This window comes from Paenibacillus sp. FSL L8-0494 (assembly GCF_038003695.1).
GTDB lineage: Bacteria > Bacillota > Bacilli > Paenibacillales > Paenibacillaceae > Paenibacillus_AQ > Paenibacillus_AQ odorifer.
Genome location: NZ_JBBOPQ010000001.1, coordinates 5413743 through 5440731 on the forward strand (window position 1 = coordinate 5413743; position 26989 = coordinate 5440731).

Sequence of the window (26989 nt, forward strand, 5' to 3'; positions counted from 1 at the left end):
TGCGATCATCCACTCACCTCTCTCTAAGAGCTATATTTAAGCGAAAGTTTCGCTCTCACCCAAAATATACCATATCTTTCATTAAAACACTATATTTTTACAGTAAATAATGCACAAAATATAGGAATTTTGTTAATTTAATGAAAAATAAAAAACAGCAGCTCAGGATCTCTCCTTGAACTGCTGTTCATTAATACCCTCTTACTGAGCTACCGCAGCTTTATCTGCAGAAACCGCAATGTCGTTATAATAGATTTCAACTCCATCACCAACAGCCCAATAATTCAGGACGCGGTTATTAACCGGCACTATTACAGCACGATAAAGTGTTGGGAATACTGGAATCTCATCAACCATAAATTGTTGCCACTCTTTATAGATTTCTTTACGTTTGTCTACATCAAATGCAGCCTCGGAGATCCCTTCGGCGAGCAAACGATCGTTCTCTGCACTCGAGTAACGCGGGAAGTTATAGATTGCATCTTTGCCATACAGACCTGATGGGTCAACGTCAATCCCTACACCCCAAGCGCCTTGGTACACATCAACAGTAGGATCATCCTCACCATTTTGACCTATGCGATCATAGAAGGTATTAAACTCTACCATTTCCAAAGTTACATTCAGACCAATCGCTTTCCAGGATTGTACATAATATTGAGCCAGCGGCTCAGCAATGTCTCCACCAGTCATCGAAATGAAATTAATCTTCAGCTCGCTGCCATCTGGATTCGTTCTAAATTCACCGTTTAGTTTGTAACCAGCGTCATCCAGGATCTTCTTAGCTGCTTCTGGATCATAAGCTACACCTGGATTGGAAGCATCATGGAATTCAGGATGGGAAGGTGGGATCAACGTAGTCGCATTCCAGCGAAGTCCATTATAAAACTTCTTACCGACAGTATCATTATCTACGGCAGCCCACATGGCTTTACGCAGATTTACATCCGCCATTTTAGCTTTAGGATCTGTTGCAACAACCTTTTTCTCTGCATCCCATTTACCAAGCTTAAAGCCTATATACGTATAAGCACGATCAACCGCACCGAGGAATTCAACGTTTGACATCTTTGCATTATCCGGGAATTGATCAATAGGGAAGGAATCCACCAAGTCAACTCCGCCAGATTTCAGTTCTTGTACAATCGTTGTTGGGTTGATAACCTTCAAAATTACTTTATCCAGTTTTGGGGCTCCGCGCCAGTAATCTTCATTCTTAACAAATACTACAGACTCACCAGGAACGATGCTCTCTACTTTAAAAGCTCCGAAGCCAATTGGCTTTTGGCGGACTTCAGGGGAAGAGGAGATTTTGGCAACATCCATGCCGCCAAAGATATGTTTGGCTAATGGATAAATCCATACGCTACCCGTTAACAAGGAAGGTGTAGATTGCTTATAAGTAATCTGCAGTTTCTTATCACCCAGCACTTTAATCCCGGATATGGTCTTGGCTTTACCGGAATGGTACTCATCCATGCCTTCAATATTAGTGAAGTCAGAACCATAACGAGGACCATCATAAGCAGGATTACCAATAACTTCATGGGCGAACAACCAGTCTTCAGCCGTTACTGGCTTACCATCCTGCCAGTTTACATTGTCGCGAATCGTAAAGGTAAAGGTCCGTCCATCTTCTGCAACTTCATAAGTAGCCGCACCATCATTAGTATATACATAGTCTTTATCCCAAGTTAACAAACCTTCATCAAACCAGTTCAGAACTTGAGCATCTGGATCTCCAGAATAGAAGTTCCAGTTCAAAGTACCTTCAAATGGACTATCGGAAACAAGTCCAAATGTAATTGTCCCTCCGTCAATAGCTTCACCTTGGTTAGTCTTAACGTTACTAAAATCTTTAATGTTATAAAGTCCGTCTTCTGCCTCAGGCGCGGCCGTTGCTTCTGCAGTTGCCGCAGGTGCGCTGGCGCTAGGAGCTGCTGTTGATTCAGCCGCTTCGTTGTTGTTCTTGGAGCCGCAAGCCGCAAGAGCGAACAACATTACAAACATTAATGAAACTAGTAAAGCTTTTGAACGAATGGCTTTTCTCATTTAATCATTTCCTCCCTTATTATCCTTTTCTTTGTCTTGCGTCGGTCGCACGTTTAAGCGCTTGACCCACATTATTTATACTCAACATCAATACCAGGATCAGCAATGATGCGGGTAACCAGATCCACCATCTGAACTCAAGGGTCTGCGGATTTCTCGCATAGCTTACTAGAGTACCCAGACTGGGTGTACTTTCTGGAAAACCAAAACCTAGAAAGGATAGGCCTGATTCCAATCCAATATTAGCTGCCAGATTCAAGGTCATCGTTACGATAATGATAGAGCTTAAGTTCGGCAGAACTTGCGTGAACATAATTTTTAGATTGGAGGAGCCTAGGGTCTTAGATGCCTGAACATAATCCAATTCCTTCTCTTGCAATGTCTTGGAACGAATTAGCCTGGCAATCCCCATCCAAAGAAATGCTGTCATGATAAAGGAGAAGGTCAATGTATTGTACTTAGGAACTGCGCTGACAAAAGCTATAACAATCATTAGAAAAGGTAGAATCATGAAGAAATCCACAATACGCATCGCGACATTATCTACCGTTCCCCCAAAGTAACCTGAGACTAAACCTACCAGAATACCGATAATTCCCGTAAAAAAAGTAACCATAAAGGCAATAGACATGGAATTTCGTGTTCCTATAATTAATTGACCGAATACATCCCGTCCTCCATAATCAGTCCCCAGCCAATGCACAGCCGAAGGCTTCTCATATAGGGCGAACAAGTCAACCGTGACAATTTCTTTCTGATCTAAAAATAAGGAGATCCCATATACAGCAGCAATAATCGTAAATAGGAAAATCAATGAGATCAGTGCCAGCTTATCCCGCACCATCTCCCGCCAAACAATTTTGAAGCCCGATGGACTTTTATCAGTTTCCTGCAGCAGAGCTATCTCTGCGCTCGTCTTTGCCATTTCATTCACCCCAAAGTGTTCATCTTCTTATTTAATCCGGATACGAGGATCTACGATACTTAAAATAATGTCTGATAACAACGCACCGACGATGGAAGCAACCCCATACAGAAGAACAAGAGCTGTTACCACGCTGAAATCCCGAATCGTTATCGAACTTAGAAACAGCAAACCCATTCCTGGATAGCTGAAGATCGTTTCAACGAACACCGTACCACCGATTAGCCCAGTGATCTCATATCCAAAAAATGCAGCGATCGGCAGCAAGGAGTTTCTCAAAATATGACGATTGTATACGCGTGACTCCGAAGCCCCTTTAGCTCTAGCAGTGAGAATGAAATCTTTTTGCTTCGTATCAATGATCTCATTTCTCAGATATTGTACGGTCCCAACCGTTGCAATTAGCGCCATAGATAGCGCAGGCAGAAGCAGATGGTAGAATTTACTCCAGAAGTGACTTAGTGTACCTGGAACTTCCCCGGGACTGACACTGCCGCTGGTAGGAAACCAATGAAAATGAAATCCGAAAACCCATACCATTAAGAGTGCAAAAATAAACAACGGTGCAGCAAATCCAATATAGGTATAGCCAGTTATCAAGCGATCCAGCCACGAATCGTTATAACGTCCGCTGGTAATACCAAGCGGGATAGCAATAAGGTATGTAAGAATCAGCGTAACAATGGCCAGCCAAAGGGTATTCATCAGGCGTTGACCGATTAGCTCTGAGACCGGCATTTTGAAACGGAAGGACTGGCCGAAATCCCCTTGTATCGCTTTAGTGATCCAATCCCAGTACTGGATGTACCATGGATCATTTAAACCGAGCTTTTCTCTCATCGCATCAATGGCCGCCGGGTCAATATTCGGATCAAGCATTCCTGAAAGTGCGTCACCAGGCATCGCCTTCGCCATAAGAAAAACAAGAATACTTAATAGAACTACTTGAGGGATCATTATAAGAATTCTACGAACGATAATCTTCCACATATTCTCAACCTTTCTCAGGCAAGGCTACCAGATGAGTCTCGGAAATTGATTTTAAAGGATAAGCCATGCCTTCTTCATCAAAATAATTCCGGTGCGCTTGTTCATATTCCTTGCTTACTGATTTTCTAAACTCCGTCTGCTTTTCTCTCTGTTTCGGATCAATATCAGGAATGGCGGCAATGAGTCGTTTGGTATAAATATGCTGAGGATTGTCAAAAATATCTTTAGCAGTCCCTTGCTCCACATGTCGTCCTTTATACATAATCCCTATGTGATCGCACATATGCCTGATGATCCCGAGATCATGACTGATAAATAGAAAAGTAAGATTCAGCTCTTTTTGAATGTCCTGCATGAAGTTAAGCACTTGTGCCTGTACTGAGACATCTAGCGCAGATACCGGCTCGTCAGCAATAATAAGCTTTGGCTTGAGTGCAATTGCTCTGGCAATTCCGATCCGCTGCCGCTGGCCGCCAGAAAATTCATGCGGATATTTCAGGATGTTCTCAGGACTTAAGCCTACCTGTAAAAGCAATTCCTGCACCCGGCGTTTTTCTTCCCCTGGAGACATTTTTTCGAAATTACGCAACGGTTCTGCAATAATATCGAGTACACGCTTCTTAGGATTTAAGGAAGAGTACGGATCCTGAAAGATCATCTGAATGTCTTTGCGGACATTTCTTTGCTTACGTACACCCCTCAAGGCCAAATCTTGCCCTTCAAAAATCACGCTGCCGCTAGTAATAGAATTAAGACCTATAATCGCGCGACCCGTTGTCGTCTTTCCGGAACCAGATTCACCAACCAGACCATAGGTTTGCCCAGCTTCAATGGTAAAATTAACATTATCGACAGCCTTAACTACGCCAACTTCCCTTCGAAAAACACCGCCGTGGATCGGAAAATGTACTGCTAAATTTTTAACCTCAAGAAGTCCCATTGTGGATTGCCTCCTCGTTAGTATCAGGGAAATGGAAATTGTTATAACAGGTGCAGCGAACGAAATGTCCGGGTGCGACTTCATGCAGCTGTGGGTTCTCCTCATGCTCCGATTCAGGAATCCAAGGCGTCCGTGCCGAGAAACGGCAGCCCTTACGCGGAAGGTTTTGCAGTGGTGGAACAATCCCCTGAATCACATGCAATCTGGATTTCTCTTCTTTTGCCGTTGGAATGGAGTTTAATAAGGATCTCGTATACGGATGTTTCGGATTAGACGTCAACGTAAAAATATCTGCGATTTCGACGATTTGTCCGGCATACATCACCGCAACACGGTCAGCCATTTCGCTTACAACCCCTAAGTCATGAGTGATTAAGATAATGCCTGCTTCCATATCGTTTTTTAATTTTTTAATAAGTTCAAGGATTTGTAATTGGATAGTCACATCTAGTGCTGTAGTAGGTTCGTCGGCGATCAAAAGCTTGGGTCCATTGGCTATCGCAATGGCGATAACCACCCGCTGCCTCATGCCACCGGATAATTCGTGGGGGTACTGCTGATATGTATGCTCGGGACGGGAAATTCCAACCTTGGTCAAAAGATCAATGACCTTCTCTTTTCTCTGTTTCTTAGAAAGCTTGGAATCGTGTAGGATAAGTACTTCTTCAATCTGTGAGCCGATGATCATTAGCGGGTTTAAAGCGGATAAAGGATCTTGAAAAATCATAGACATTTCTTGGCCGCGCAGCTTGTTTAGTGCAGCAGGAGACATGGTAACGATGTCCTGGTCCTTGTATTTGATTTGTCCGTCAATTTTGGCTCTGGTGTGCAGCCCCATAATTGAAAAGGCGAGCGCACTTTTTCCTGAACCAGACTCTCCAACGATAGCCAGAATTTCATTTTTGCGAACAGACAGGGTAACATCATCAACCGCAGCATAATAGTCGTCTGCAATTCTGAACGATGTCGACAAATTTTTGATTTCTAGTAGTTCTTCGCCCATATTCATCACCCTAACGACAAGGATTTCAAAATTAACACAATGAAAATATTATGTAAATTTTGATATAAATAGTGTTGATTTTCATGAAACATTTTGAAATAACCAATGTGATGATAATTAACACCATTAAGAATACTACCAGTAGTTCAATCGGAAATAAAAATGAACATCTCGTAACTTTGTAGTTCATTTTAATTAACTTATGGTAAATTATCAATCTTTTCCTATAAAAAATTTTCAATCGATGTGATTAAAAGTAACGTAGGCAACAAAAAAACGGCTCTAGGCCGCCTTTTTTTGGGAATTATTTAGTTCGTCTGAAAGTTAAAATCTTTTGCTTTCCAGCATGAAATTGGAAGGTATTACAGTCGCTAGCTGGGTTACTGCTCCCGCCGAAGCTTTTGATTATGACGAATCTTAATCTCGTTGCCTTGCTCAGTTGCTTGATAAAAAACACGCTGAGAAATCTCCTTAGGCAAATACTCCTGCTTTACATAATGCCCCGGAAAATTGTGCGGATATTGATATCCTTCATGCCCTAACGCAGTTGCGCCTTTATAGTGCGTATCACGCAGATGCAGCGGTACCTCCGCTGATTTGATCTCATCCATACTTGCCATTGCATTGGAAATAGCCATAACCACAGCATTAGACTTCGGACTCTCCACGGCAAAAAGAATAGCTTGGGCAATGTTCAGCTTCGCCTCTGGCCAACCATTGTTTCGATAAGCATCCAGCGCACTCACCGCTTGAACCATAGCTTGGGGATTAGCCAGGCCGATATCCTCACTGCTGGCTGCAATCAGGCGCCGAATAAAAGTCATAGGGTCCATTCCAAGCTTTTCTACCGCATACAGAAACCAAAACAACGCGGCGTCGCTGGAACCGCGGATACTTTTATGAAAAGCGGATAGCACATCATACTGCGTAGATTCATCAGCCTTCACAATGGGGCGCCGAATGGATTCCTCCGCCACCTCCAGCGTAATATGAACACTTCCATCAACTTGCGGCGCGGTAGTCAGGGCTGCCAGCTCCAGCGCATTTAGTGCCCGGCGAATGTCTCCATTAGCCATAGTTGCAATATGCAACAAAGCCTCTTCATCGACCTGAAGCTCCATAAATCCAAGACCTTTATCTTTGTCCGCCAAGGCTCTGCGCATCGCGATCAGACTGTGTTCACTCGTTAATGCCTCCAGCTGAAATAAGGTGGAGCGGCTCATAAGCGCCCCATTAACATAATGGAACGGGTTCTCTGTAGTCGCTCCAATGAAGGTGATGGTCCCTTTTTCTACCGCTGGCAAAAGCGCATCCTGGCGTGAGTTATTAAATCGATGCACCTCGTCCAGGAACAGGATCGTCTTTGTGCCGTACAATGTTTGATTGTTCTGAGCTCGCTCAATAACCTCCCGTACATCCTTCACGGTAGCTTCCACCGCATTCAGACGTACGAATTCCCCTTGTGTGTGATGAGAAATAATATGCGCGAGTGTCGTCTTACCGCATCCCGGGGGACCATAGAGCAAAATCGAAGAGACTTGATCCGCCTCAATCGCTCTTCGCAGCAGCTTCCCCCGACCTATGATATGCTCTTGACCAATATATTCATCAAGATTCTCCGGTCTCATCCGGTCCGCAAGCAGCCGTCCGCCCCCGGTGTCCTCTCCGAAAGAAAATAAATCCATAACTCCACTTCCTTGCTATATTCTTGTAAAAGCTCAATATAAATCCCTCTCTATCATACCATATCACAGGGAAGGATTAGGATGTCCTGCCGGTTCAAGGTAACAGTATCAGCATAGACTTATTTTACGCCAAAATAAAAAGAGCATGATCTCGTCTTAGAAAGGCGGGAGCCATGCTCTTTTTTCAAAATATAAGAAAGTATAGGTTTCACGCTATACTTTATCCTTATGATTTCTCGCATAACGCTTACCGTCCTTATAGGGACGCCAAAGGCGTTTATGCTTGAATTGCAAGCTAGCAATTTACTGCCAGCCGCATTTTTGATATGATTTTACGAATGCTTTCTTCCGATAGATGGTACTTCTTCTGAAGTTCCGCTACGGAATCACCGCTTCGATGACAACTGAAAATTTCCTTGTTCCGGTTCGCTATTTCTTTCCTCGAACCGCTGTTCTCGCCCCATCGAACCCGCTCTTCCGTCCTCTTTGGGATGTAGAGCAGTTCACCTTGGATGTATCCCTGAAGCTCTTCGAGCAAGCCAGGGGGGAGCACATCCTTCCCATTTACATAACTCAACTTGCATTTCCTCCTTCAACAGGTGTGTCCCTATGCGTCGGTCAACTAAGTTTTTAGTTATAATCACGTCACCTGCCTCCTTTCTTCTCCTCATATTTGGAAAAATCCGTAATTTCATTATATAAAAACCTTTTGGTAGCGTCTACATTCGATTTCATAAATTTCGTTCTTATGGATAAGTGTGGTACTTCTTATGTTAGTAATAAGGAGGCCATAAGGCCTCCTCGCTTTAAGCAGGTTTCCGTCTTAAACGGAAACCACCTCGTATACTGAAATCATTTCAATCAGCCTCCTTCCAGAAGTGTTCTTGCCCGGCCGGACACTTATTATTAAGCCATACCTATGGGGGAGTTACAAGACCAAGAACAGTTATAACCATTCTCCACCAGTCTTACTCCCCCTCAGAATCGCTTCCAGCCGCCGTTTGCACATAGGAAGGAACTTCCCCATTATGGAGCAGCCACAGCTCATGGAGAGCACGTGTACAGCCGACATACATCAGCTTCGCGTCCCAAGCCGTCGCTCCGTAATGGTCTTGATCGGCATCTGCTAAGATCACTGCATCGAACTCCAAACCTTTTGATAAATAGACAGGCAGCACCGATAGCCCACCCTGATATTGCGTCATACTGCCATCAATCAGATGAATATCTTCAAAATGCTGTGACAGCTCCGCATATAGTTCTGCAGCCTCATGAAGATTTCTTGTTAGGACAGCCACCGTACGGTATTCCCTTCCTGACAGAGACTTCAGTGCAGAGGTTATTGTCCGCAAGCGAGCTTGCTCATCAGCCACCAGTTCCCCGTTATCCTCACCGTAGGCGATCATACGCACGGGATCTCCACTACGAAACACAGGAACAGCCAGCAATGAGCTCTCCACACCTGAAGATAGAATTCCATTAGCGAAGTCTATAATTTCCATAGTAGAACGATAGCTGCGTGTCAGCGCGTGATAAGCCGTGTTCTCAGGGGCAAACAACGTCTGCATCTCTTCCCACGCGTGTACGCCTTTATAGGCATGTATACCCTGCGAGAGGTCACCCAGGATCGTAAAGGAATGGCCTCGCACATATAAATCCAGAACGGCAATTTGGAAAGGTGAAAAATCCTGAGCCTCATCGATTACTACATGGTCAAAGCGAGTAACGCCCTCATCACCGTTCAAAAGATAATGGATATACAGCAGCGGAGGTAAATCCTCTTCACGTATGATGCCTTTTTTCAGCTCTTTTGCCGTTTCCTTCAGTACAGCTGCCGGAATTTCCTCAGGCGGTTCAATCGGCCAATCCTCAGGAAGTTTAGCTGCTCGGAAAATTTGCTTATAGATCGTTAATGGATCATATTTAGGCCATTTGGCACTATAAGCCTTCTCTCGCTGCGCGCCTTTTTTCTTGCGATCCTTCATAGCAGCAGCTGAAGGGCTCTTCTTCAGTTCCATCTCAATCCAGCGATGAATCCGCGCCATTACCCGTTCCTTGCGCTTAGCTGGAGGATAGGGAGCATACTCCTCATTATGCCAGCGCAAAATCATAGAACGGCGCAGCACCGCACCCTCCCACGGGCTAAAATCACCCTCAGGTACGGAGCTGCTTTCCAATAGCTTGATGCTGGACTCTATGATTCCCATCAGCACCGTGGAACCCTTGAAGCGCCCTGGTGTCTCTTCTGTAATTACCGGCATGCCGCCAGGGGTTTCGAACCAGCGGTTCATCGTCTCCGTCGCATCCTGTTCCGGCAATTCCAGTCCTAGTACATTAGCTGCCCAATCCGGAAATGTACTTTGAGCAATATTACCTACCCCGAGCTCAGGCAATACATCCGAGATGTAATCTAAAAACATCCGGTTTGGTGCAAAAATGATCATTTTTTCCGCAGAAACCTGATCCTTGTATTGATACAGCAGAAAAGCAAGCCTGTGCAGTGCAACGGTTGTTTTACCGCTTCCTGCCACGCCCTGAATGATCAGCGCTGTATTCTTGGCAGCACGGATAATCTTGTCCTGCTCCTCTTGTATGGTCGATACGATATCCCGTAGGCGATTATCCTTATTCTCCCCAAGTCGATAGACGAGAAACTCATCTGATACTATCGGTGCATCGCTTTCCCGATTGTACGTATCCGCGACCCGCTCCAGAATTTGCTTCCGAATCACGACGTTGCGTTTGAGGTATACCAGCCCCTCTATCAATCCCTCAGGAGCTTCATAGGAGGCTGGCTCGGTACCGCCGGTAAACGAATAGAACAGGCTTGCTACCGGTGCGCGCCAGTCGATGACTAGCGGACGGTCGCTTACCTGCTCACGGTCTACGCCGATTTTGCCTATATAGAGTGCCTTCCGTTCATTCTCATCATTGCCTTGAAAATCAAGCCGTCCGAAATAAGGCTCCTGCCTAAGCTTGGCAAGATCTTTGCGCTTCTGATCACGGTTCGCTTCCAGCACCTGTTCCGTATAGTCATGTCCCGTGTACACTGGTGTCTGCTGGAGCTTCTCCAGCAAAGTGTCAATTTCAGTAAGCGCTTGATTCAGCCTGTCTTCTTCCTCTTGATAGGCACTTTGAAAGTTGTCTTCCAATTTCAGTTACCTCCTAAAAGTTTATCGAGCTTAAATTTTCATGCTCCTACGTCCATTTCTCACGCAAAAGGATACCCATTGTAGCACAATCAGCACTTAAATACCAAATCTTTCAAATGATTTGACTAAACTTATAAGTTCTCCAACCTAAAACCCTTTGGTGCCCCTTAGCTCGCACAAGCGTCGAATATTTAGGACACACCAAAGGTGTTTTTGCCTTTGATTTCGGCGCTTACATACATTTAGCACGGATCAAAGGCATTTTTGCCTTTGGTTTCGGCGTACACGCACATTTAGCTCCAATCAACGGTGTTTATACCTTTGATTTCTTCGTCTATGCGCTTTTAGCTCGAATCTACGGTATTTATACCTTTGATCTCGACGTCTACGCGTATTCGGCTCCAATCAACGGTATTTATACCTTTGATTTCGACGTCTACGCGCATTTAGCTCCAATCAACGGTATTTATACCTTTGATCTCGACGTCTACGCGTATTCGGCTCGAATCTACGGTATTTATACCTTTGATTTCGACTTCTACGCGCATTTAGCTCCATTCAACGGTATTTATACCTTTGATTTCGTCGTCTACGCACATTTAGCTCCAATCAACGGTATTTATACCTTTGATTTCGACGTCTACGCGCATTTAGCTCCAATCAACGGTATTTTTCCCTTTGATTTCGTCGCCTACGCGCATTTAGCTCCATTCAACGGTATTTATACCTTTGATTTCGTCGTCTACGCACATTTAGCTCCAATCAACGGTATTTATACCTTTGATTTCGGCGTCTTCGCGTATTTAGCTCCAATCAACGGTATTTATACCTTTGATTTCGACGTCTATGCGCTTTTAGCTCCAATCATCGGTATTTATACCTTTGATTTCGACGTCTACGCGCATTTAGCACCAATCAACGGTATCTATACCTTTGATTTCGACGTCTACGCACATTTAGCTCCAATCAACGGTATCTATACCTTTGATTTCAACGCTGGCTAATAGAGCTGATTAGTGAACAACAGTTCCCTCGCAATTAAAGAAACTGGATGCCGCACTATAGCACAGCCTGCAAAATAAAGTTAGCTACAAACAAACCAGCAATCCCATACAGCGCAGGTGGCACTTCCTTCCCTTTGCCCAGCGCCAGCTTCACAATTGGGTAGGTAATAAAACCAAAAGCCATACCATCCACAATGCTATAGGTGAATGGAATCATAACCATGATTAGAAAAGACGGGAACAGCTCGGTCAAATCACTCAAGTCCATCTCACGCACATTCTGTACCATAAGTCCGCCGATCACAATCAGGATCGGTGCGATCGCACTATCGGGAATATAGGATAACAACGGAAGGAATAAGAAGGTCGCCCCGAATAGAAGCCCTGTCACCAGCGAGGTGAGACCCGAACGCCCGCCCGCAGCTATTCCTGCATTGGATTCTGCAGCGGCCACGACTGGACTGCTTCCGAAAAGACCCGCGGCGATATTGGCAAGCGAGAGCGCACGCAGGCTGCTTTTGAAGCGTTCTGGACGGCCTGCCATCATCGTCTGTGAGGCTACAAGACCGATATTTTCAAATACAACGATTAACAATAACAGGAATACAGCAATCCAGAACACAAGGCTCACAATACCGCTCCAGTCCATTCCGAAAAATAGGCCGCCATAACCTGAGAATACATGCCCTGAAGCTTGTTTTTCCGGTGCATGTGCAGCTCCCAGAAGATAGGCTAGTCCTGTACCAACCAGCATACTTATCAGCAGGCCGCCGTTAGTTCCCCGGATAAATAACACTAAAGCCAGCAATAAAGTCACACAGGATGTAATAACTGCAGGATCACTAAAATGTCCTATGGCAACAAAAGTAGTCTGATGGGCAATCACTATCCCGCTCTTTTGCAGCCCTATAAAAGTCAGAAACAGCCCTATACCCACTGTAATGGCATGCTGCAGGTTTTGGGGAATTGCCTCACTAAGAATACGATAAAGTGATGTGAAGGCCACGATAGCGAATAACACGCCTGTTATAACGACTACAGTAAGTGCCTCTCTCCAGTCCAGTTTCATGGAATGAACAAGCGTATAAGTGAAAAATGCGTTAATCCCCATCCCGGGAACCACGATGATAGGCGTCTTCCCGCCAAAAGCCATCAGCAGACAGCCGGTAATAGCAGTCAACAGTGTAGCCACCATTGCAGGTCTAAGCGGCATCCCCGCGTCATGGAGAATCGTCGCATTCACCATAACAATATAAACTGAAGCAAAATAGGAGAGAATCCCTGCAGCCCATTCCCGTTTCCAGTCATTCTCAGGCGCAAGCCCCACACTATTTCGCCAAAAATTCGATTTCATGTACAAAAACCTCCACTGATATTAAGTTCCGCAGGCGGATATTACCCGGATTATAAATCTAATAATCAGCCGTTCATCCCGGTTCAGCTATTATGCCTATTTGTGGCCTGCTTCTTGCAGAACCCGCCTGTTTAACGACAACAAAAGGGCGTACGCAGCCGGATTCCAGCTACTCGCCCTTTTGTCCATTACTCTAATCCTATATCTATAATTGAAACAGCCTCAGCTCAGCGATTCACTTACAAGCTGACGCCTCCAGCCTCAAGCAAATCACGCACGGCAACGCTGACCATGATTAGGCCGGCTACCGGTGGAACAAATGAATTGCTGGCTGGCGGTTGTTTCGCTTTACGTCGATCCGGCGCATTCTCCGGAACAATCTTGTCCGTAACATCCTGACGTGGCTTCATTGGCGGCTCCGTAGAGAAGACCACCTTCACGCCTTTCTTAATCCCATCCTTACGCAGCTTCTGGCGAATGACACGGGCAATCGGATCATACGTTGTCTTGGAAATGTCCGCTACCTGGAATCTTGTAGGATCCATTTTGTTGGCAGCGCCCATGCTTGAGATCATAGGAATTCCACGTGACAGACATTCTTTAATCAAATGGACCTTGTAGATAATCGTATCCGAGGCATCAATCACATAATCCGGTTTCAGCTTGAACAGTTCCTCATAGGTTTCTTCCGTATAGAACATGTTCAGCGCAATCGCTTCACATTCCGGATTAATCAGCTTCACGCGATCCACCATCAGTTCGGCCTTCTTTTGCCCAACCGTAGTAGTAAGTGCGTGAATCTGCCGATTCACATTGGTAATGTCGACAGAATCCTTATCAATCAGAATCAGTCTGCCGATTCCGCTACGAGCCAATGCCTCAACAGCCATACCGCCAACACCGCCGATACCAAGTACCGCTACTGTGCTGTTCTTCATAATCTCCAGACCTTCCGGTCCGATCGCCAGTTCCGTACGTGAGAACTGATGCAGCATGAGGTCAGCCTCCTTCAAAAGCTATGGCGAAGCAGAAATCTGCCTCGCCCGCTTTATTTAATTATTCTTTTTCTTTTTCTTTCTTTGGTTTAAGAGCCAGCTTAATATGCAGTTGCTCCAATTGTGAACCGTCTACTGGTGCAGGTGCATCCATAAGCAGATCCGTTGCACTTGCCGTTTTCGGGAATGCGATGGTTTCGCGCAGATTTGTACGGCCCGCCAACAGCATGATTAGACGATCTAAACCGAAGGCAATACCACCATGTGGAGGTGTACCATATTCGAACGCATCCATCAGGTAACCGAACTTCTCGTAAGCAACCTCTTCTGTGAAGCCGAGAGCTTGGAACATTTTTTCCTGTACTTCACGTTTGTAAATCCGCATGGAGCCACCGCCTACTTCATAACCGTTCAGAACGATATCGTAGGCTTGTGCACGAATTGCACCTGGATCTGTGTCAAACAGATGCAGATCCTCTTCACGCGGACGAGTGAACGGATGGTGTTCTGCTACATAACGTTTCTGATCTTCATCATAACCAAGCAATGGGAAGTCAGTCACCCAAGCGAACTTGAACACGTTATCGTCGATCAGACCCAGCTGACGTCCGATTTTGACACGAAGGGCGCCTAGAACGTCCGCTACAACCTTTTTGGTATCAGCGGAGAACAACAGTAGGTCGCCTTCTTCAGCGCCTGTACGCTCCTTCACAGCGGCAATTTCTTCTTCAGTGAAGAATTTGACAATCGGTCCTTTGAACTCGCCGTCTTTCACTTGAATCCAAGCCAGACCTTTCGCTCCATAACGCGCAGCATAAGGTCCGAGATCATCGATTTCTTTACGAGTCCAAGTCCCGCAGCCTTTAGCATTTAGACATTTCACTTCTCCGCCTTTTTCGATCACGGAAGCGAATACCTTTACGCCACTTGTTGCAACAATATCGTTCATTTCTACAAGCTCTAATCCAAAACGCAGGTCAGGTTTGTCTGAACCGTATTTGCCCATTGCCTCAGCATAAGTCAAACGTTGGAATGGAAGCTGAATATCCGCTCCTACAGTTTCTTTGAACAAACGCTGCATTAGGTTCTCCATCATGCCAAGCAGCTCATCTTGAGACAGGAATGAAGTCTCGATGTCCACTTGTGTAAATTCCGGCTGGCGGTCAGCACGCAAATCTTCATCACGGAAACAACGAGCAATTTGATAATAGCGTTCAACGCCACCCACCATCAAAAGCTGCTTGTAGATTTGTGGAGATTGAGGCAATGCGAAAAATTCGCCTTCATGCACACGGCTTGGCACCAAATAATCACGCGCACCTTCCGGTGAGCTCTTAGTTAGGATTGGTGTCTCTACGTCAATAAATCCTTCACTGTCAAGGAAATCGCGGAAAATCTTAGAAGATTTCGAGCGTAGCAACAGTGTTTTTTGCATTTCCGGACGACGCAGATCCAGGTAACGATATTTCAGACGAAGAGATTCGTCTACTTCCACTCCATCTTCGATGAAGAATGGAGGAGTCTTAGCAGCGTTCAGCACTTCGATATCTGTAATTTGAACTTCAATCTCACCTGTTGGCAGATTGCGGTTAATGGTTTCTTCATCACGTTTAACCACTTTTCCTTTGACAGCCAAAACATACTCACTGCGAACCTTATCCGCAATTTGAAGTGCTTCGCCGGAGTAGTCCGGGTTGAATACAACTTGCACAATACCGCTTCTGTCACGCAGGTCAATAAAAAGTACGCCCCCAAGGTCGCGGCGGGTCTGGACCCATCCGTTTAAGGTTACCGTTTGTCCAATATGTTCTGGTGTTAATTGCCCACAGTTATGACTTCTTTGCATAATTCACCATTCCCCTTTTTATTTAAAAATACATTTCTACTTAAAAAGTCTTCTTCTATACCAACGCCTGAGCCAGCTCTTCGAGCTTCACAGTCTGCTGTTCCCCTGTGCTCATCGACTTCAGCGCAATTACACCATTCTTCAACTCGTCTTCGCCAAGAATCGCAGTATAACGTGCCGACATACGGTCAGCTGACTTCATCTGCGCCTTCATCTTCCGGCCGAGGTAGTCGCGTTCTGCCGAGAACCCTTGGCTACGCAGAAAGTATAGCTGCTTGGAGATTTCAATGTCAGCCTCTTCGCCAAGAGCTACAAAATACACATCCAGTGGCTTCGCAGTCTCCAGCTCTACCTTCTGATCCTCCAGAATAAGAAGAATACGCTCCAGCCCGATCCCAAAACCAATACCCGGTTGATCGGGTCCACCGATTTCTTCAACCAAACCGTTGTACCGGCCTCCGCCGCCTACGGTATCAATAGAGCCAATGCCAGCTGCTTTATATTCAAACGCAGTATGCGTGTAATAATCCAAACCACGTACAAGACGAGGATTAATCGTGAACTCTACACCCATAATGTCGAGATGCATCTTAACCTTCTCAAAATGAGTTATGCATTCATCATCCAAACTGTCCAAAATAGAAGGGGCATCTGTAAATTTATCCTGATCCACCTTGCAATCCAGCACACGAAGCGGATTACGCTCGATTCGACGCTGACAGTCACTACAGAGGTTATCCTTCATCGGTCTAAGGAATCCCAGCAGCTTCTCCCGGTAAGCCGCACGGCTTGATGCATTACCCACGGAATTAAGCTCCACTCTTACATTTTTAAGACCTAGATCCTTATAGAATTGATAGCCCATAGAGATTACTTCTGCATCAATAGCCGGATCCACGGCCCCAAACGCCTCAATCCCAAACTGATGGAACTGGCGATATCTTCCGGCCTGCGGACGCTCATAACGGAACATAGGTCCGATATAATACAGCTTGCTTACATCAGGTTCACCGTATAGCTTGTTCTGAACGTAAGCCCGCACGACACCAGCCGTTCCTTCTGGACGAAGAGCCAAATCACGGTCGCCTTTGTCCTTGAACGTATACATTTCGCCTTCCACAATATCCGTTGTTTCGCCTACTCCACGTTCGAATAACCCTGTGTGCTCAAACATAGGTGTGCGAATTTCCCGGTAGTTAAAACGGCGGCATAAATCTCTGGCCTTCCCCTCAATATACTGCCATTTCTCCACAGCACCCGGAAGCACGTCCTGCGTTCCTGTTGGTTTCTCGAATCTTTCTTTAGCCACAGTCTATCCCTCCTAAAAAATAACCCCTCTAAAGCTGTTCTCTTCATCTGTTTCTATTGCAGAAAAAGCAAAAAATCCCTCGCCCTGTTTTATAAAAAAACAGGGACGAGGGATTATCATAACCAATAATACACCACGTGGTACCACCCACATTCCGGATCAGTAAAAATATACTGAAGCCGCTCAAAGCGGTTAACGCCCGCCTACGCGTAAACGGCTACTGATCGCGGCAATCAACACTGCCCACTTTCGCCGTACGTTCTCGGGGAGGTCATTCATTCGCTCATCAACAGAATCCTTGCAGCCAAGCGATACCGGTTCATCATCCACTTAAGTAGATGTCATCCGAATCGACAAGGGATTCTTCTCTGGAGTTGTGGGTTCTCGAATTACTTGGTCCCGTCATCAAAACCATATGATAAAATCGTATATTGTTAATATTCTACTGAACTACTGCATTAAAGTCAAGGTAGTAAAAAGGATGCCTAGTATAAATTTTGACAGCTTCCGAGTTTTTTATTCAGCAATTATATTGTAACAAAAAAATGACCTGCAGCCGAATGCTGCAGGTCCATCATCATATATTATTAAAAAGGGGGTCATGCCTTTATTATAAACACGCTATATTAAGGAATCATGTACGTAATATTACGATTATATTACATTCCATGAAAGCGGTTTATTTTTAATAGAATACTATTCGAATTGTTCAACATAAGCCCCTTTGCCCCGGAGGATTTCCACAACTTCATTATAATTCTCTTCTGCTATACTTAGCTCCATCACATAACGAAGTTCACTTAAATCCCCATCTTCGAGATCTCCTTCTGCCACGTTCGCACTAACCTGATCTTCATTCACACTATAATGCGTTTCAGGGTCAGCCCGAGTGTCGGAGGCGGCAATGCCAGGAACCAGCATAGCTCCAGCTGCAGGTGTGCTAGCCGTTCCAAGCGTTCCAGTTGTGCCTGCGACTACAGATGCACTATCCAGTGGAATGATTGGAAACAGAATATTACGATCATTGCCGATAGGGTCTGTGAGTGGCCAAACCTCCAAGCCATCCACCTTGTAGCTAATCAATGCTGTTTTTGCGCCTTCTGCTTCATTTTCAGTTCTGAAATACGCTTGGATTTTTCTGCTCATTGCCATTACCTCCTTGGATTATAAGACTCTAATTTAAATATTGCTTATTTATTTCAGGACCTTCAATATTTCACGAACAAATGCAGGCTCATCTTTTGGTGTACGCGAAGTAATGTAATTGCGATCAACCACTACTTCCTCATCCTTAAACTCCGCGCCGGCATTCACAACATCATCCTTCAGCGGAGGATAAGAGGTAATGGTGCGTCCCTTAAGCAAGTCTGCACTGATCAGAATTTGCGGTCCGTGGCAAATAGAGGCGATAGGCTTGCCTGCTTCATTTGCTTCTTTTACAAACTTCAAAATATCGGCATTTTGCCGTAAATTCTCGGGGGAAGAACCACCCGGGATGACAATCGCGTCATAATCACTTGCTCGAACATCGGCGATCGCCTTGTCTGCTGCGTAGGAGACTTCTTTCTTTTTACCTAGCAAGGTCTCCCCTTTTTTCAAACCAATAATGTCAGCTTGATGTCCTGCCTTTATAATTTCATCATAAGGAACCTTCATTTCAGAATCTTCAAAATCATTAGCCAGTAAGAAAGCAACGTTACTCATGTAATAGTTTCTCCTCTCTGTCTTTAGCAATTAATGATGTTCTAATTATTCTTTCTTGTGGTCTATTACCCTTATGAGGATGCTTTCTAACCTTTAATCGGAAAAAAGGCTTCATTCACAACACCGAAAAAGCCGCCTTTTCCACCCGCTTCAGGTACGCGGCAAGAGATTGCGGCTTCTTCCTTTGATTACTAATGGTTCGGTCTCGCCTTCTAGCTTTTTGGCTAATGCACAGGCTTCCATAGGACTCCCAGCCGGTAGTGCCGGGATACTTCTCCATACCCATGCCTTCTGTGATTGTCTCATTCTTAAACTCCCTGCCTTATGCGTGATATCTGCCTGCATTTAGTTTATCCAGCCCGAAGAAGCTCTATCCGCATAAAAAAAAGATGTCGAAAGTTAGCTCCGGCCAGAAGCAATCTTCGACATCCTCTATTTCGTTAGCTGCGGCTATCCAGAATGAGAGTAACTGGGCCCCAATTGGTCAGCGACACATCCATCATCGCTCCAAATATGCCCGTCTCCACCTGAAGACCTCCAGCTCTAAGCTCTTGATTAAAATAATCATAAAGACGCTCGGCCTCCGCAGGAGCTGCAGCTCCCATGAAATTCGGCCGTCTTCCCTTACGGCAATCTCCGTATAAAGTAAACTGGGACACTGAAAGAATAGCTCCGTTAGTATCCGTGACACTATAGTTCATTTTGCCAGCATCATCTTCAAAAATACGCAGTCCAGCTATTTTATCCGCCAAATATTTGGCATCCTTCTCCGTATCTTCATGGGTAACGCCGACAAGCAGCATCAGGCCATTGCCAATCGCTCCGGTCACTGTCTCATCCACGGTTACTTTGGCGTCCTTGCAACGCTGTACTACAACTCTCATCGCACTACTTCGCTCCTTGCCTTATTGCATGATCCGATTCACTGTATATACATCTTTGACTCGTTTCACTTTATCTACAACGGATTGCAGATGCTCCGTATTACGAATAAGGATGGTCATATGAATCATTGCCATCTTATTCTTGTCAGAGCGCCCAGTGACCGCTGAAATGTTCGTTTTGCTCTCGGACACTGCCTGCAGTACTTCATTGAGCAGTCCATTGCGATCATGGCCTGTAATCTCAATATCCACACTGTAGTTTGCTTCCATCGTGCCTTCCCATTCCACTTCAATCACTCTAGCTGCTTCTTCTCCGTCACCTTCACCCGGAATGTTAGGACAATCCTGGCGGTGTACAGATACGCCCCGGCCCCGTGTAACATAACCTACAATGTCGTCACCCGGAACCGGGTTGCAACATCGTGCAAAACGAACAAGTAAGTTTTCAATTCCTTTTACACTAACACCATTGGTAGGTTGATTACGTCTCTCGCCGGAAGACTTGATCTCCTTCATCTCTGAAGTAAGCTCCAAGTGATTAGCAGCTTCTTCCTGCTCCTTGCGCAGCTTCTCCGTCAAGCGGGAGGCAATTTGCGAAGCGGTAATCCCACCAAAACCAACGGCAGACAACATATCCTCTACATCATTAAAGGCAAATTTTTTCGCAGCTTCCAATAGTTTTTCATCAGAAATCCACTCGGAAACTTCGACATTCAGGCGCTTCAGCTCACGTTCAATCGCTTCGCGACCTTTTTCGACATTTTCCTCACGTTTTTCTTTTTTGAACCATTGCTTAATTTTGCTTCTTGCGTGAGAGGATTGTGCAATTTTGAGCCAGTCACGGCTAGGTCCGTAAGAATGCTTAGACGTCAAAATCTCAACAATATCGCCCGTCTTCAGCTTGTGATCAAGCGGCACGATCCGCCCGTTCACCTTGGAACCAATTGTACGATTGCCCACTTCTGTATGAATGCGGAACGCGAAGTCAAGAGGCACAGAACCCGCAGGAAGCTCAATAACCTCACCTTTAGGAGTAAATACAAACACCAGGTCTGAGAAAAAATCCATTTTCAGTGATTTTACGAACTCTTCGGCATCCTTAGCTTCATGCTGCAGCTCCAATATTTCGCGAAAGAAAGGCATCCGATTCTCCGGATTAGCATTATTACTGCTGCCTTCTTTGTATGCCCAGTGTGCGGCTATCCCGTATTCTGCCGTGCGGTGCATTTCCCAGGTGCGAATTTGCACCTCAGTAGGCTCTCCGCCTGGTCCTACCACAGTAGTATGCAGAGATTGATACATATTGGCTTTTGGCATAGCTATATAATCTTTAAAACGCCCCGGCATTGGCTTCCATAAGGTGTGAATAATTCCAAGGGTTGCATAACAGTCCTTGATATTATCCACAATGATACGAATGGCCAGCAGGTCATAAATTTCATTAAACTGCTTGTTTTTTGTGCTCATTTTGTTATAAACACTGTAAATATGCTTCGGGCGGCCGGAAAGATCACCTTCAATGCCCATTTCATCCAGCTTGGCACGAATACGGCCAATTACGCTGTCGATAAATTGCTCACGCTCGGCCCGCTTCTTATGCACCAGATTAGCAATCCGGTAATACTGCTGCGGGTTCAAGTAACGAAGCGCAATATCCTCCATCTCCCACTTAATCGCGGAAATCCCCAGCCGGTCAGCTACAGGACAGAAAATCTCCAACGTCTCATAAGAAATACGGCGCTGGCTCTCTTCAGATTGGTATTTTAACGTTCGCATATTATGCAGACGGTCCGCCAGTTTAATGACAATGACCCGGATATCCTGAGCCATAGCAATAAACATTTTGCGGTAATTCTCGTTCTGCTGCTCTTCCTTTGAGCGAAAGCGAATGCGTTCCAGCTTCGTTAAGCCGTCAACAAGCATTGCGCAGGTATCGCCAAATTTAGCGCGGATTTGTTCCAGTGAGACCGTCGTATCTTCCACCACATCATGCAAAAGCGCTGCAACAATAGATATAACATCCATTTGCATATTGACGACAATATCTGCCACCGCCAGCGGATGCAGAATGTATGGCTCCCCCGACTTGCGGATCTGCCCGTGATGAGCCTGATCGGCAAATTCATAAGCTTCCCGGATGCGGAGAAGATCTTTATCTTTTATATAGGCGCCAGCCTTATCAATTAATCGCTCAATGCCCATTCTCGTCGTATCCGATTCCTTTCTATAATAAAATGAACCCGCAACTGTTCAAAAATCTGCAGGTTCCAATCATTTCATTTGTCCAAGCTTACTTACGCCCTTATTCAAAGTTGTCTATAATTATGAGGCTTAAGGAGGATTACGTCAACACTTGCCATCTCATGGGATTCCAGAAGTAAAAGTAATTAAATTCGGACAAATTAATAACACTTGTGAAAATGTTGTTGTAAAAAAGCCAAGTTCTATTTAATCTAGTAAAGGCGGATTTTCGCCGGACAACATAATATCAGATAAGAAAGAGGAGTGAACTCCATTGCAACGCGAAATTCAAGTTAACGAAAAACTTCCATGGGGCCCAGGCTTTCTATTAAGTCTCCAGCATTTGTTTGCCATGTTTGGCAGTACAGTGCTAGTGCCTAACTTGTTCGGGGTCGACCCTGGAATGATTTTGCTTATGAATGGTATCGGTACATTGCTGTACATTTGGATCTGTCGCGGTAAAATCCCTGCGTACCTTGGTTCCAGCTTTGCCTTTATTGCACCGGTATTATCAGTACTCAGTCGTTACCCAAATGATCACATGAAAGGATACTCGCTTGCTTTGGGTGCTTTTATCGTCACTGGTATTATATTCGTGCTCGTGGCATTGATCATTCGTTATGCAGGAACCAAATGGATTGATGTTGTTTTCCCTCCGGCAGTAATGGGAGCTATCGTAGCTACGATCGGACTTGAACTTGTACCTGTTGCCGCACGAATGGCAGGACTTATTGCTCCTGAAGGCGTTGCAGTTGCAGACTGGACGCCAGATGGCAAAACAATCGCACTTTCTATGGTGACGCTTGGTGTAACTGTAATTGGAGCTGTACTCTTCCGCGGTTTTCCAAAAATCATTCACATCCTTATTGGTATCGTCACTGGTTATGGTTTAGCATATATTTTGAAAATGGTGGATACCGCTGCTATCTCTAATGCAAAATTTTTAGCGCATCCTTCCATTGTTACTCCTTCATTTGATTGGAATGTAATATTCACTATTATCCCGGTATCATTAGTTGTTATCGTTGAGCATATTGGACATTTACTTGTAACAAGCAATATTGTTGGCAGAGACTTGGCTAAAGATCCTGGACTTGATCGCTCCCTGATGGGGAACGGGATATCTACAATTATCTCCGGTTTTATCGGTTCTACTCCAAATACAACCTACGGTGAAAATATCGGGGTTATGGCGTTGACTAAAGTATATTCGGTATATGTAATCGGCGGCGCAGCGGTGATCGCTATTCTGCTTTCATTCTCTGGTACTTTCTCCTCTGTTATCGCTAATATTCCAACCCCTGTAATGGGCGGTGTATCCCTGTTGCTGTTTGGTGTAATTGCGGCTTCCGGATTACGTATTTTCGTTGAGCAAAAAGTTGATTTTTCCAAAGCTACTAACATGATCATGGCTACGTTGGTACTCGTTGTCGGAATCAGTGGTACAACCCTTACCATGGGCAACGTTAAACTTAGTGGTATGGCGCTGGCTACAATTGTTGGTATCGTATTGGCACTGTTCTTCAAACTCATTGAAGTGCTTGGACTGTCTAATGATGGCGGAGAAAGTGATAAAACTGCCCATTAATCGGTTATAAAAAATAGAATTTAAAAAAAGCTGCTCCAACGTCCATTTATGGACTTGGGCAGCTTTTTTTATTGACTCAGATACAAAACAGCAACTCTCCGCCAAAAGGCAGACAGCTGCTGTTATTATCTTACATTTTCCAATTAATGTTTAACTTCCACACTTTGCGTCTTTGCACTTTTCAGCATAATTCGAGAGCCGAATCCCCGTTTATTTCCCGGGAAAAGACAAACTTTACAAGATTAATCCTCGTAATTCACCAAGGAAAGAACTTCAACTCCAGAAAGCTTATTACGTCCAGCAAGCTCAACCAGCTCAATCAGAAAAGCAGCACCTACCACTTTACCGCCAAGCTGTTCTACAAGGTTAACCGAAGTAGCAATGGTTCCACCAGTAGCCAATAAATCATCAGCGATCAATACTTTTTGACCAGGCTTGATAGCATCCGTGTGAACAGCAAGTGTGTCCTTGCCATACTCAAGATCATAACCTACCTCTATAGTCTCATATGGAAGCTTGCCGCTTTTACGAATCGGCACAAAACCTACTCCCATCGCATAAGCAAGAGGTGCTCCAACTACGAAGCCACGTGCTTCTGGTCCAGCGATAACGTCGATTTCCAAGTGCGCTACGAGAGCTTTCAACGCGTCAATCGCTTGGCGGTAAGCCTCCCCGTCTTTAAGCAATGTGGTGATATCTTTAAAACTAATACCTTCTTTAGGGAAATCAGGAATCACACGAATACTATCTTTAAAATCCAAATTTATCATCTCCTATAAGTTTTGTTAGCATAGCTGCTTTGATTCAGATCGACAAAACTTGCTTCGTAAGCATACGTTTTGTTATATTGAGCGTTGCATTTTTATACACCGTTGGGTACGCTCAGCAGCTCATATTTGCATGGATTATGATACGCCTAAACGACGCGATAACATCCAGTCCTGTAACTCTGACAGGCTGCCCTCCATGAAGTATTGCTCCATTTCCGCCATCTGTCCCAGTCGGACAAAATGACTCGATGCTGTCAGACTTTTAGCTACTGGCTGAGTAATAAACGCCACACTTCCCTGACTTCTTTTAATAAAATCAAGCTCCTCAAACACATCAAGCATGTTGTTAAGCATGCGGATACTTAACGAGGACTGGCGGCTTAACCGCAGCAAAACTTCGTTCTCAGGTGTTGCAACTGAGGTGATCGAAGCCAACAGTTTATATAGTATTTTGAAATGATCCCGTGTCGGAGTAATAAGTCGTTCTCGGCCATCCTTGATAGAATGCAATAACGCAATATTATCAGCATTAGGGAAGGTTTCGAGCAGCGCATCCAGTTGTTCAGGAGTCTCCGGCATATCCAGTAAGCATAACAGGGAGACATGCCCTGATTCCTGAAGGGGCTCATCCTTAACAGCAGCGCTAATGCCAGCTTCTTTATCATATACCCATAAAGACATTCCTATCAATTCACTTGCAGGCGTACTACGTCCGTTCTGAAACACTGCAGCAGCTCGATACGGACCCGCACCACTATAAGGAAGAAGTAGTTCTCTAATATGTGCGGCTTGCCGTACGGCGTCAGCAGCACCACGAAGATCGAATAACTGAGCATCCTGCACAGATAAATCCTGCAGCATCAGCTGTGATTTGCGTGAGCCATTCCATTCATTGATCGACAGCTCAGCTAACACGTTGATCGTAGTACCCGCCGGTAGCAGCCTGGATAAAGCGCCTTTACCAAACGCCAAGGCTTCAATGCTGTTTTTCCCCTGCTGCAATACAATCTTCAGGTGTTTTCCATCTTGGCCCATTGTACGTGTCTCTTTCACGGTAGCCCCACGAATAATAAACTTCGGCAACGGATTAGACATTCCGAAGGGTGCAAGCCTTTCCAATTCTAACGCGGTCTGCAGTGATAAATCTGAGATTGACACCTCTGCATCAGCGGAAGCAACAGGAACGAAATGCTCTGGCGTTAACACCCCGGACGCATATTCGTTTAATGCTGCAGCAAAGGCTTCTAATCCATCCCGATGCAGGCTCATTCCCGCAGCGGCTGGATGACCTCCAAAATGATCCATTAAATCAGAACAAGAAGAAAGTGCAGCGTAGATGTCAAGTCCAGGAATGGAGCGAGCAGAACCTTTGCACATTCCGGTCTCTGGATGTATATCCAGAATGATCACAGGCCGATAATAACGCTCCAGCAGTTTGGAAGCCACTATACCTACCACACCTACATTCCAGCCATGATCAGCAAGAACAATGATGTCTGGGATTTCGCCACCCTGTGTCATCTGCTCCAGCTTGGCAGTAGCCTCAACAACAATTCTTTCTACCACCAATTGGCGTTCTTTATTAAGCAGGTCCAGCTCTCCAGCTAGCTGCTCTGCCTCAGCCGCATGCTCGGTAGTGAGGAGGGACACAGCCCGTCCAGCATGGTCCAGGCGACCACTGGCATTGATGCGCGGCGCCATGCCAAAAGCGATATTGACCGCACTCACAGTGCTCATGTTCACACCGCTGACAGCGAGTAAGGCACGAATCCCCGGGAAACTGGAATGCCGCATACTTTCCAAGCCATTTCTAACAATCTCACGGTTTTCGCCAAGCAGCGGCATTAAATCTGCAACCGTTCCTATCGCTGCAATCTCTGCCCATTCTGTGGGAGTTTCTTCCCCTAGAATAGCCTGAGCAAGCTTATAAGCCACACCTACACCCGCTAATCCTTTGAACGGATAAGGGCAGTCTGGCAGCTTGGGATTAATAAGCGTATAGGCCTCTGGCAAAAGCTCAGGGGGTTCATGGTGATCCGTAACGATCACATCGATCCCCAGTTCATTAGCGTAAGCAACCTGATGATAAGCGCTAATGCCAGTATCTACTGTAATGATTAAGGAGACACCTTGCTGTAAAGCCCAATCCAGGGCATGATTATGCAGCCCATAACCCTCATTAGAGCGGTGTGGGATATAAATATCAAAGGAAGCGCCTAAATAGCGCAGCAGATGAATCATAAGTGCTGTGCTGGACACCCCGTCGGCATCATAATCGCCATAAATAAGAATATGTTCTTCATCTTTTAAAGCCTTTCTAATTCTAGGAACCGCTTCAGCCATTCCTTTGAGTAGGAACGGATCATGCTGTTCTTCCTCACTGCCATCCATGAAGCTTAGAGCTTCATGAGGCGTGTTCATTCCTCTATTTACTAATAGTGAGGATAAGAGTGGAGAAATAGAAAGGCTCCGGGCCATATCCCTAACTGTGTCGGGATTGGCTGCCGGAGATTGCCATCTTGTTTTTGAATAAAGCAATAGAACTCA

Annotated in this window: 21 protein-coding genes; 1 reads left to right on the top strand and 20 read right to left on the bottom strand. The window is 45.2% G+C overall.

The annotated features are described in order from the left end of the window. Positions 1-201: 201 nt before the first annotated feature. The 18 genes from NYE35_RS24565 to NYE35_RS24650 form a co-directional block, all read right to left on the bottom strand. Positions 202-2052, bottom strand: coding sequence for an oligopeptide ABC transporter substrate-binding protein (locus NYE35_RS24565; protein ID WP_036677608.1), 1851 nt, complete (start codon positions 2050-2052; stop codon positions 202-204). A gap of 19 nt (positions 2053-2071) precedes the next feature. Further along, on the bottom strand, positions 2072-2977 hold the full coding sequence (locus NYE35_RS24570) for an ABC transporter permease (protein WP_051490985.1): 906 nt from the start codon (positions 2975-2977) through the stop codon (positions 2072-2074). Positions 2978-3004: 27 nt separating this feature from the next. Next, the gene (gene opp4B, locus NYE35_RS24575) at positions 3005-3967 is read right to left on the bottom strand and encodes an oligopeptide ABC transporter permease (RefSeq protein ID WP_036677612.1); all 963 of its coding nucleotides are present in this window, start codon (positions 3965-3967) and stop codon (positions 3005-3007) included. A gap of 4 nt (positions 3968-3971) precedes the next feature. Continuing rightward, positions 3972-4907 carry an ABC transporter ATP-binding protein gene (locus NYE35_RS24580; RefSeq protein ID WP_036677615.1) on the bottom strand — a complete coding sequence of 312 codons (936 nt, stop codon included), beginning with the start codon at positions 4905-4907 and terminating at the stop codon, positions 3972-3974. Next, positions 4894-5910, bottom strand: coding sequence for an ABC transporter ATP-binding protein (locus NYE35_RS24585; protein WP_339210585.1), 1017 nt, complete (start codon positions 5908-5910; stop codon positions 4894-4896). Before NYE35_RS24585 ends, NYE35_RS24580 begins: the two co-directional genes overlap by 14 nt. A 380-nt stretch (positions 5911-6290) precedes the next feature. Next, on the bottom strand, positions 6291-7595 hold the full coding sequence (locus tag NYE35_RS24590; protein WP_341122176.1) for a replication-associated recombination protein A: 1305 nt from the start codon (positions 7593-7595) through the stop codon (positions 6291-6293). A 295-nt stretch (positions 7596-7890) separates the two neighbouring features. Next, the gene (locus tag NYE35_RS24595; protein WP_036677625.1) at positions 7891-8172 is read right to left on the bottom strand and encodes a CD3324 family protein; all 282 of its coding nucleotides are present in this window, start codon (positions 8170-8172) and stop codon (positions 7891-7893) included. 391 nt (positions 8173-8563) lie between these two features. After that, entirely contained in the window at positions 8564-10747 is a 2184-nt protein-coding gene (locus tag NYE35_RS24600; RefSeq protein ID WP_076105450.1) for a HelD family protein, read from the bottom strand. 1059 nt (positions 10748-11806) lie between these two features. Next, the gene (locus tag NYE35_RS24605; protein WP_036677630.1) at positions 11807-13105 is read right to left on the bottom strand and encodes an NCS2 family permease; all 1299 of its coding nucleotides are present in this window, start codon (positions 13103-13105) and stop codon (positions 11807-11809) included. A 239-nt stretch (positions 13106-13344) separates the two neighbouring features. Further along, positions 13345-14100 carry a tRNA threonylcarbamoyladenosine dehydratase gene (locus tag NYE35_RS24610; protein ID WP_036677632.1) on the bottom strand — a complete coding sequence of 252 codons (756 nt, stop codon included), beginning with the start codon at positions 14098-14100 and terminating at the stop codon, positions 13345-13347. Between the two features lie 61 nt (positions 14101-14161). After that, entirely contained in the window at positions 14162-15946 is a 1785-nt protein-coding gene (gene aspS, locus NYE35_RS24615) for an aspartate--tRNA ligase (protein WP_341122177.1), read from the bottom strand. Positions 15947-16001: 55 nt separating this feature from the next. After that, a complete protein-coding gene (hisS, locus tag NYE35_RS24620) occupies positions 16002-17255 on the bottom strand; it encodes a histidine--tRNA ligase (protein ID WP_076098993.1) in 1254 nt (417 codons plus the stop codon). A 192-nt stretch (positions 17256-17447) separates the two neighbouring features. Then, a complete protein-coding gene (locus NYE35_RS24625) occupies positions 17448-17585 on the bottom strand; it encodes a hypothetical protein (RefSeq protein ID WP_155288182.1) in 138 nt (45 codons plus the stop codon). 366 nt (positions 17586-17951) lie between these two features. Next, positions 17952-18401 carry a hypothetical protein gene (locus NYE35_RS24630; protein ID WP_036677637.1) on the bottom strand — a complete coding sequence of 150 codons (450 nt, stop codon included), beginning with the start codon at positions 18399-18401 and terminating at the stop codon, positions 17952-17954. Between the two features lie 48 nt (positions 18402-18449). Next, complete coding sequence (locus tag NYE35_RS24635) at positions 18450-18959, bottom strand: type 1 glutamine amidotransferase domain-containing protein (protein WP_036677639.1); 510 nt, start codon at positions 18957-18959, stop codon at positions 18450-18452. Positions 18960-19109: 150 nt separating this feature from the next. Then, the gene (locus tag NYE35_RS24640) at positions 19110-19265 is read right to left on the bottom strand and encodes a hypothetical protein (RefSeq protein ID WP_155288183.1); all 156 of its coding nucleotides are present in this window, start codon (positions 19263-19265) and stop codon (positions 19110-19112) included. 134 nt (positions 19266-19399) lie between these two features. After that, the gene (gene dtd / locus NYE35_RS24645) at positions 19400-19843 is read right to left on the bottom strand and encodes a D-aminoacyl-tRNA deacylase (protein ID WP_036677641.1); all 444 of its coding nucleotides are present in this window, start codon (positions 19841-19843) and stop codon (positions 19400-19402) included. 21 nt (positions 19844-19864) lie between these two features. Beyond that, on the bottom strand, positions 19865-22045 hold the full coding sequence (locus NYE35_RS24650; protein ID WP_036677643.1) for a RelA/SpoT family protein: 2181 nt from the start codon (positions 22043-22045) through the stop codon (positions 19865-19867). Between the two features lie 313 nt (positions 22046-22358). Here NYE35_RS24650 and uraA point away from each other — a divergent pair, with 313 nt between their 5' ends. Then, positions 22359-23672: a uracil permease gene (gene uraA, locus NYE35_RS24655; RefSeq protein ID WP_038572987.1), complete on the top strand. Its 1314-nt coding sequence runs from the start codon at positions 22359-22361 to the stop codon at positions 23670-23672. 242 nt (positions 23673-23914) lie between these two features. Here the strand turns inward: uraA and NYE35_RS24660 are convergent, their stop codons facing one another. Further along, positions 23915-24433 carry an adenine phosphoribosyltransferase gene (locus NYE35_RS24660; protein ID WP_036677647.1) on the bottom strand — a complete coding sequence of 173 codons (519 nt, stop codon included), beginning with the start codon at positions 24431-24433 and terminating at the stop codon, positions 23915-23917. Between the two features lie 144 nt (positions 24434-24577). Beyond that, positions 24578-26980 (bottom strand): single-stranded-DNA-specific exonuclease RecJ, encoded by a 2403-nt coding sequence (recJ, locus tag NYE35_RS24665; protein WP_038572989.1) that lies wholly within the window; start codon positions 26978-26980, stop codon positions 24578-24580. Positions 26981-26989 lie beyond the last annotated feature (9 nt).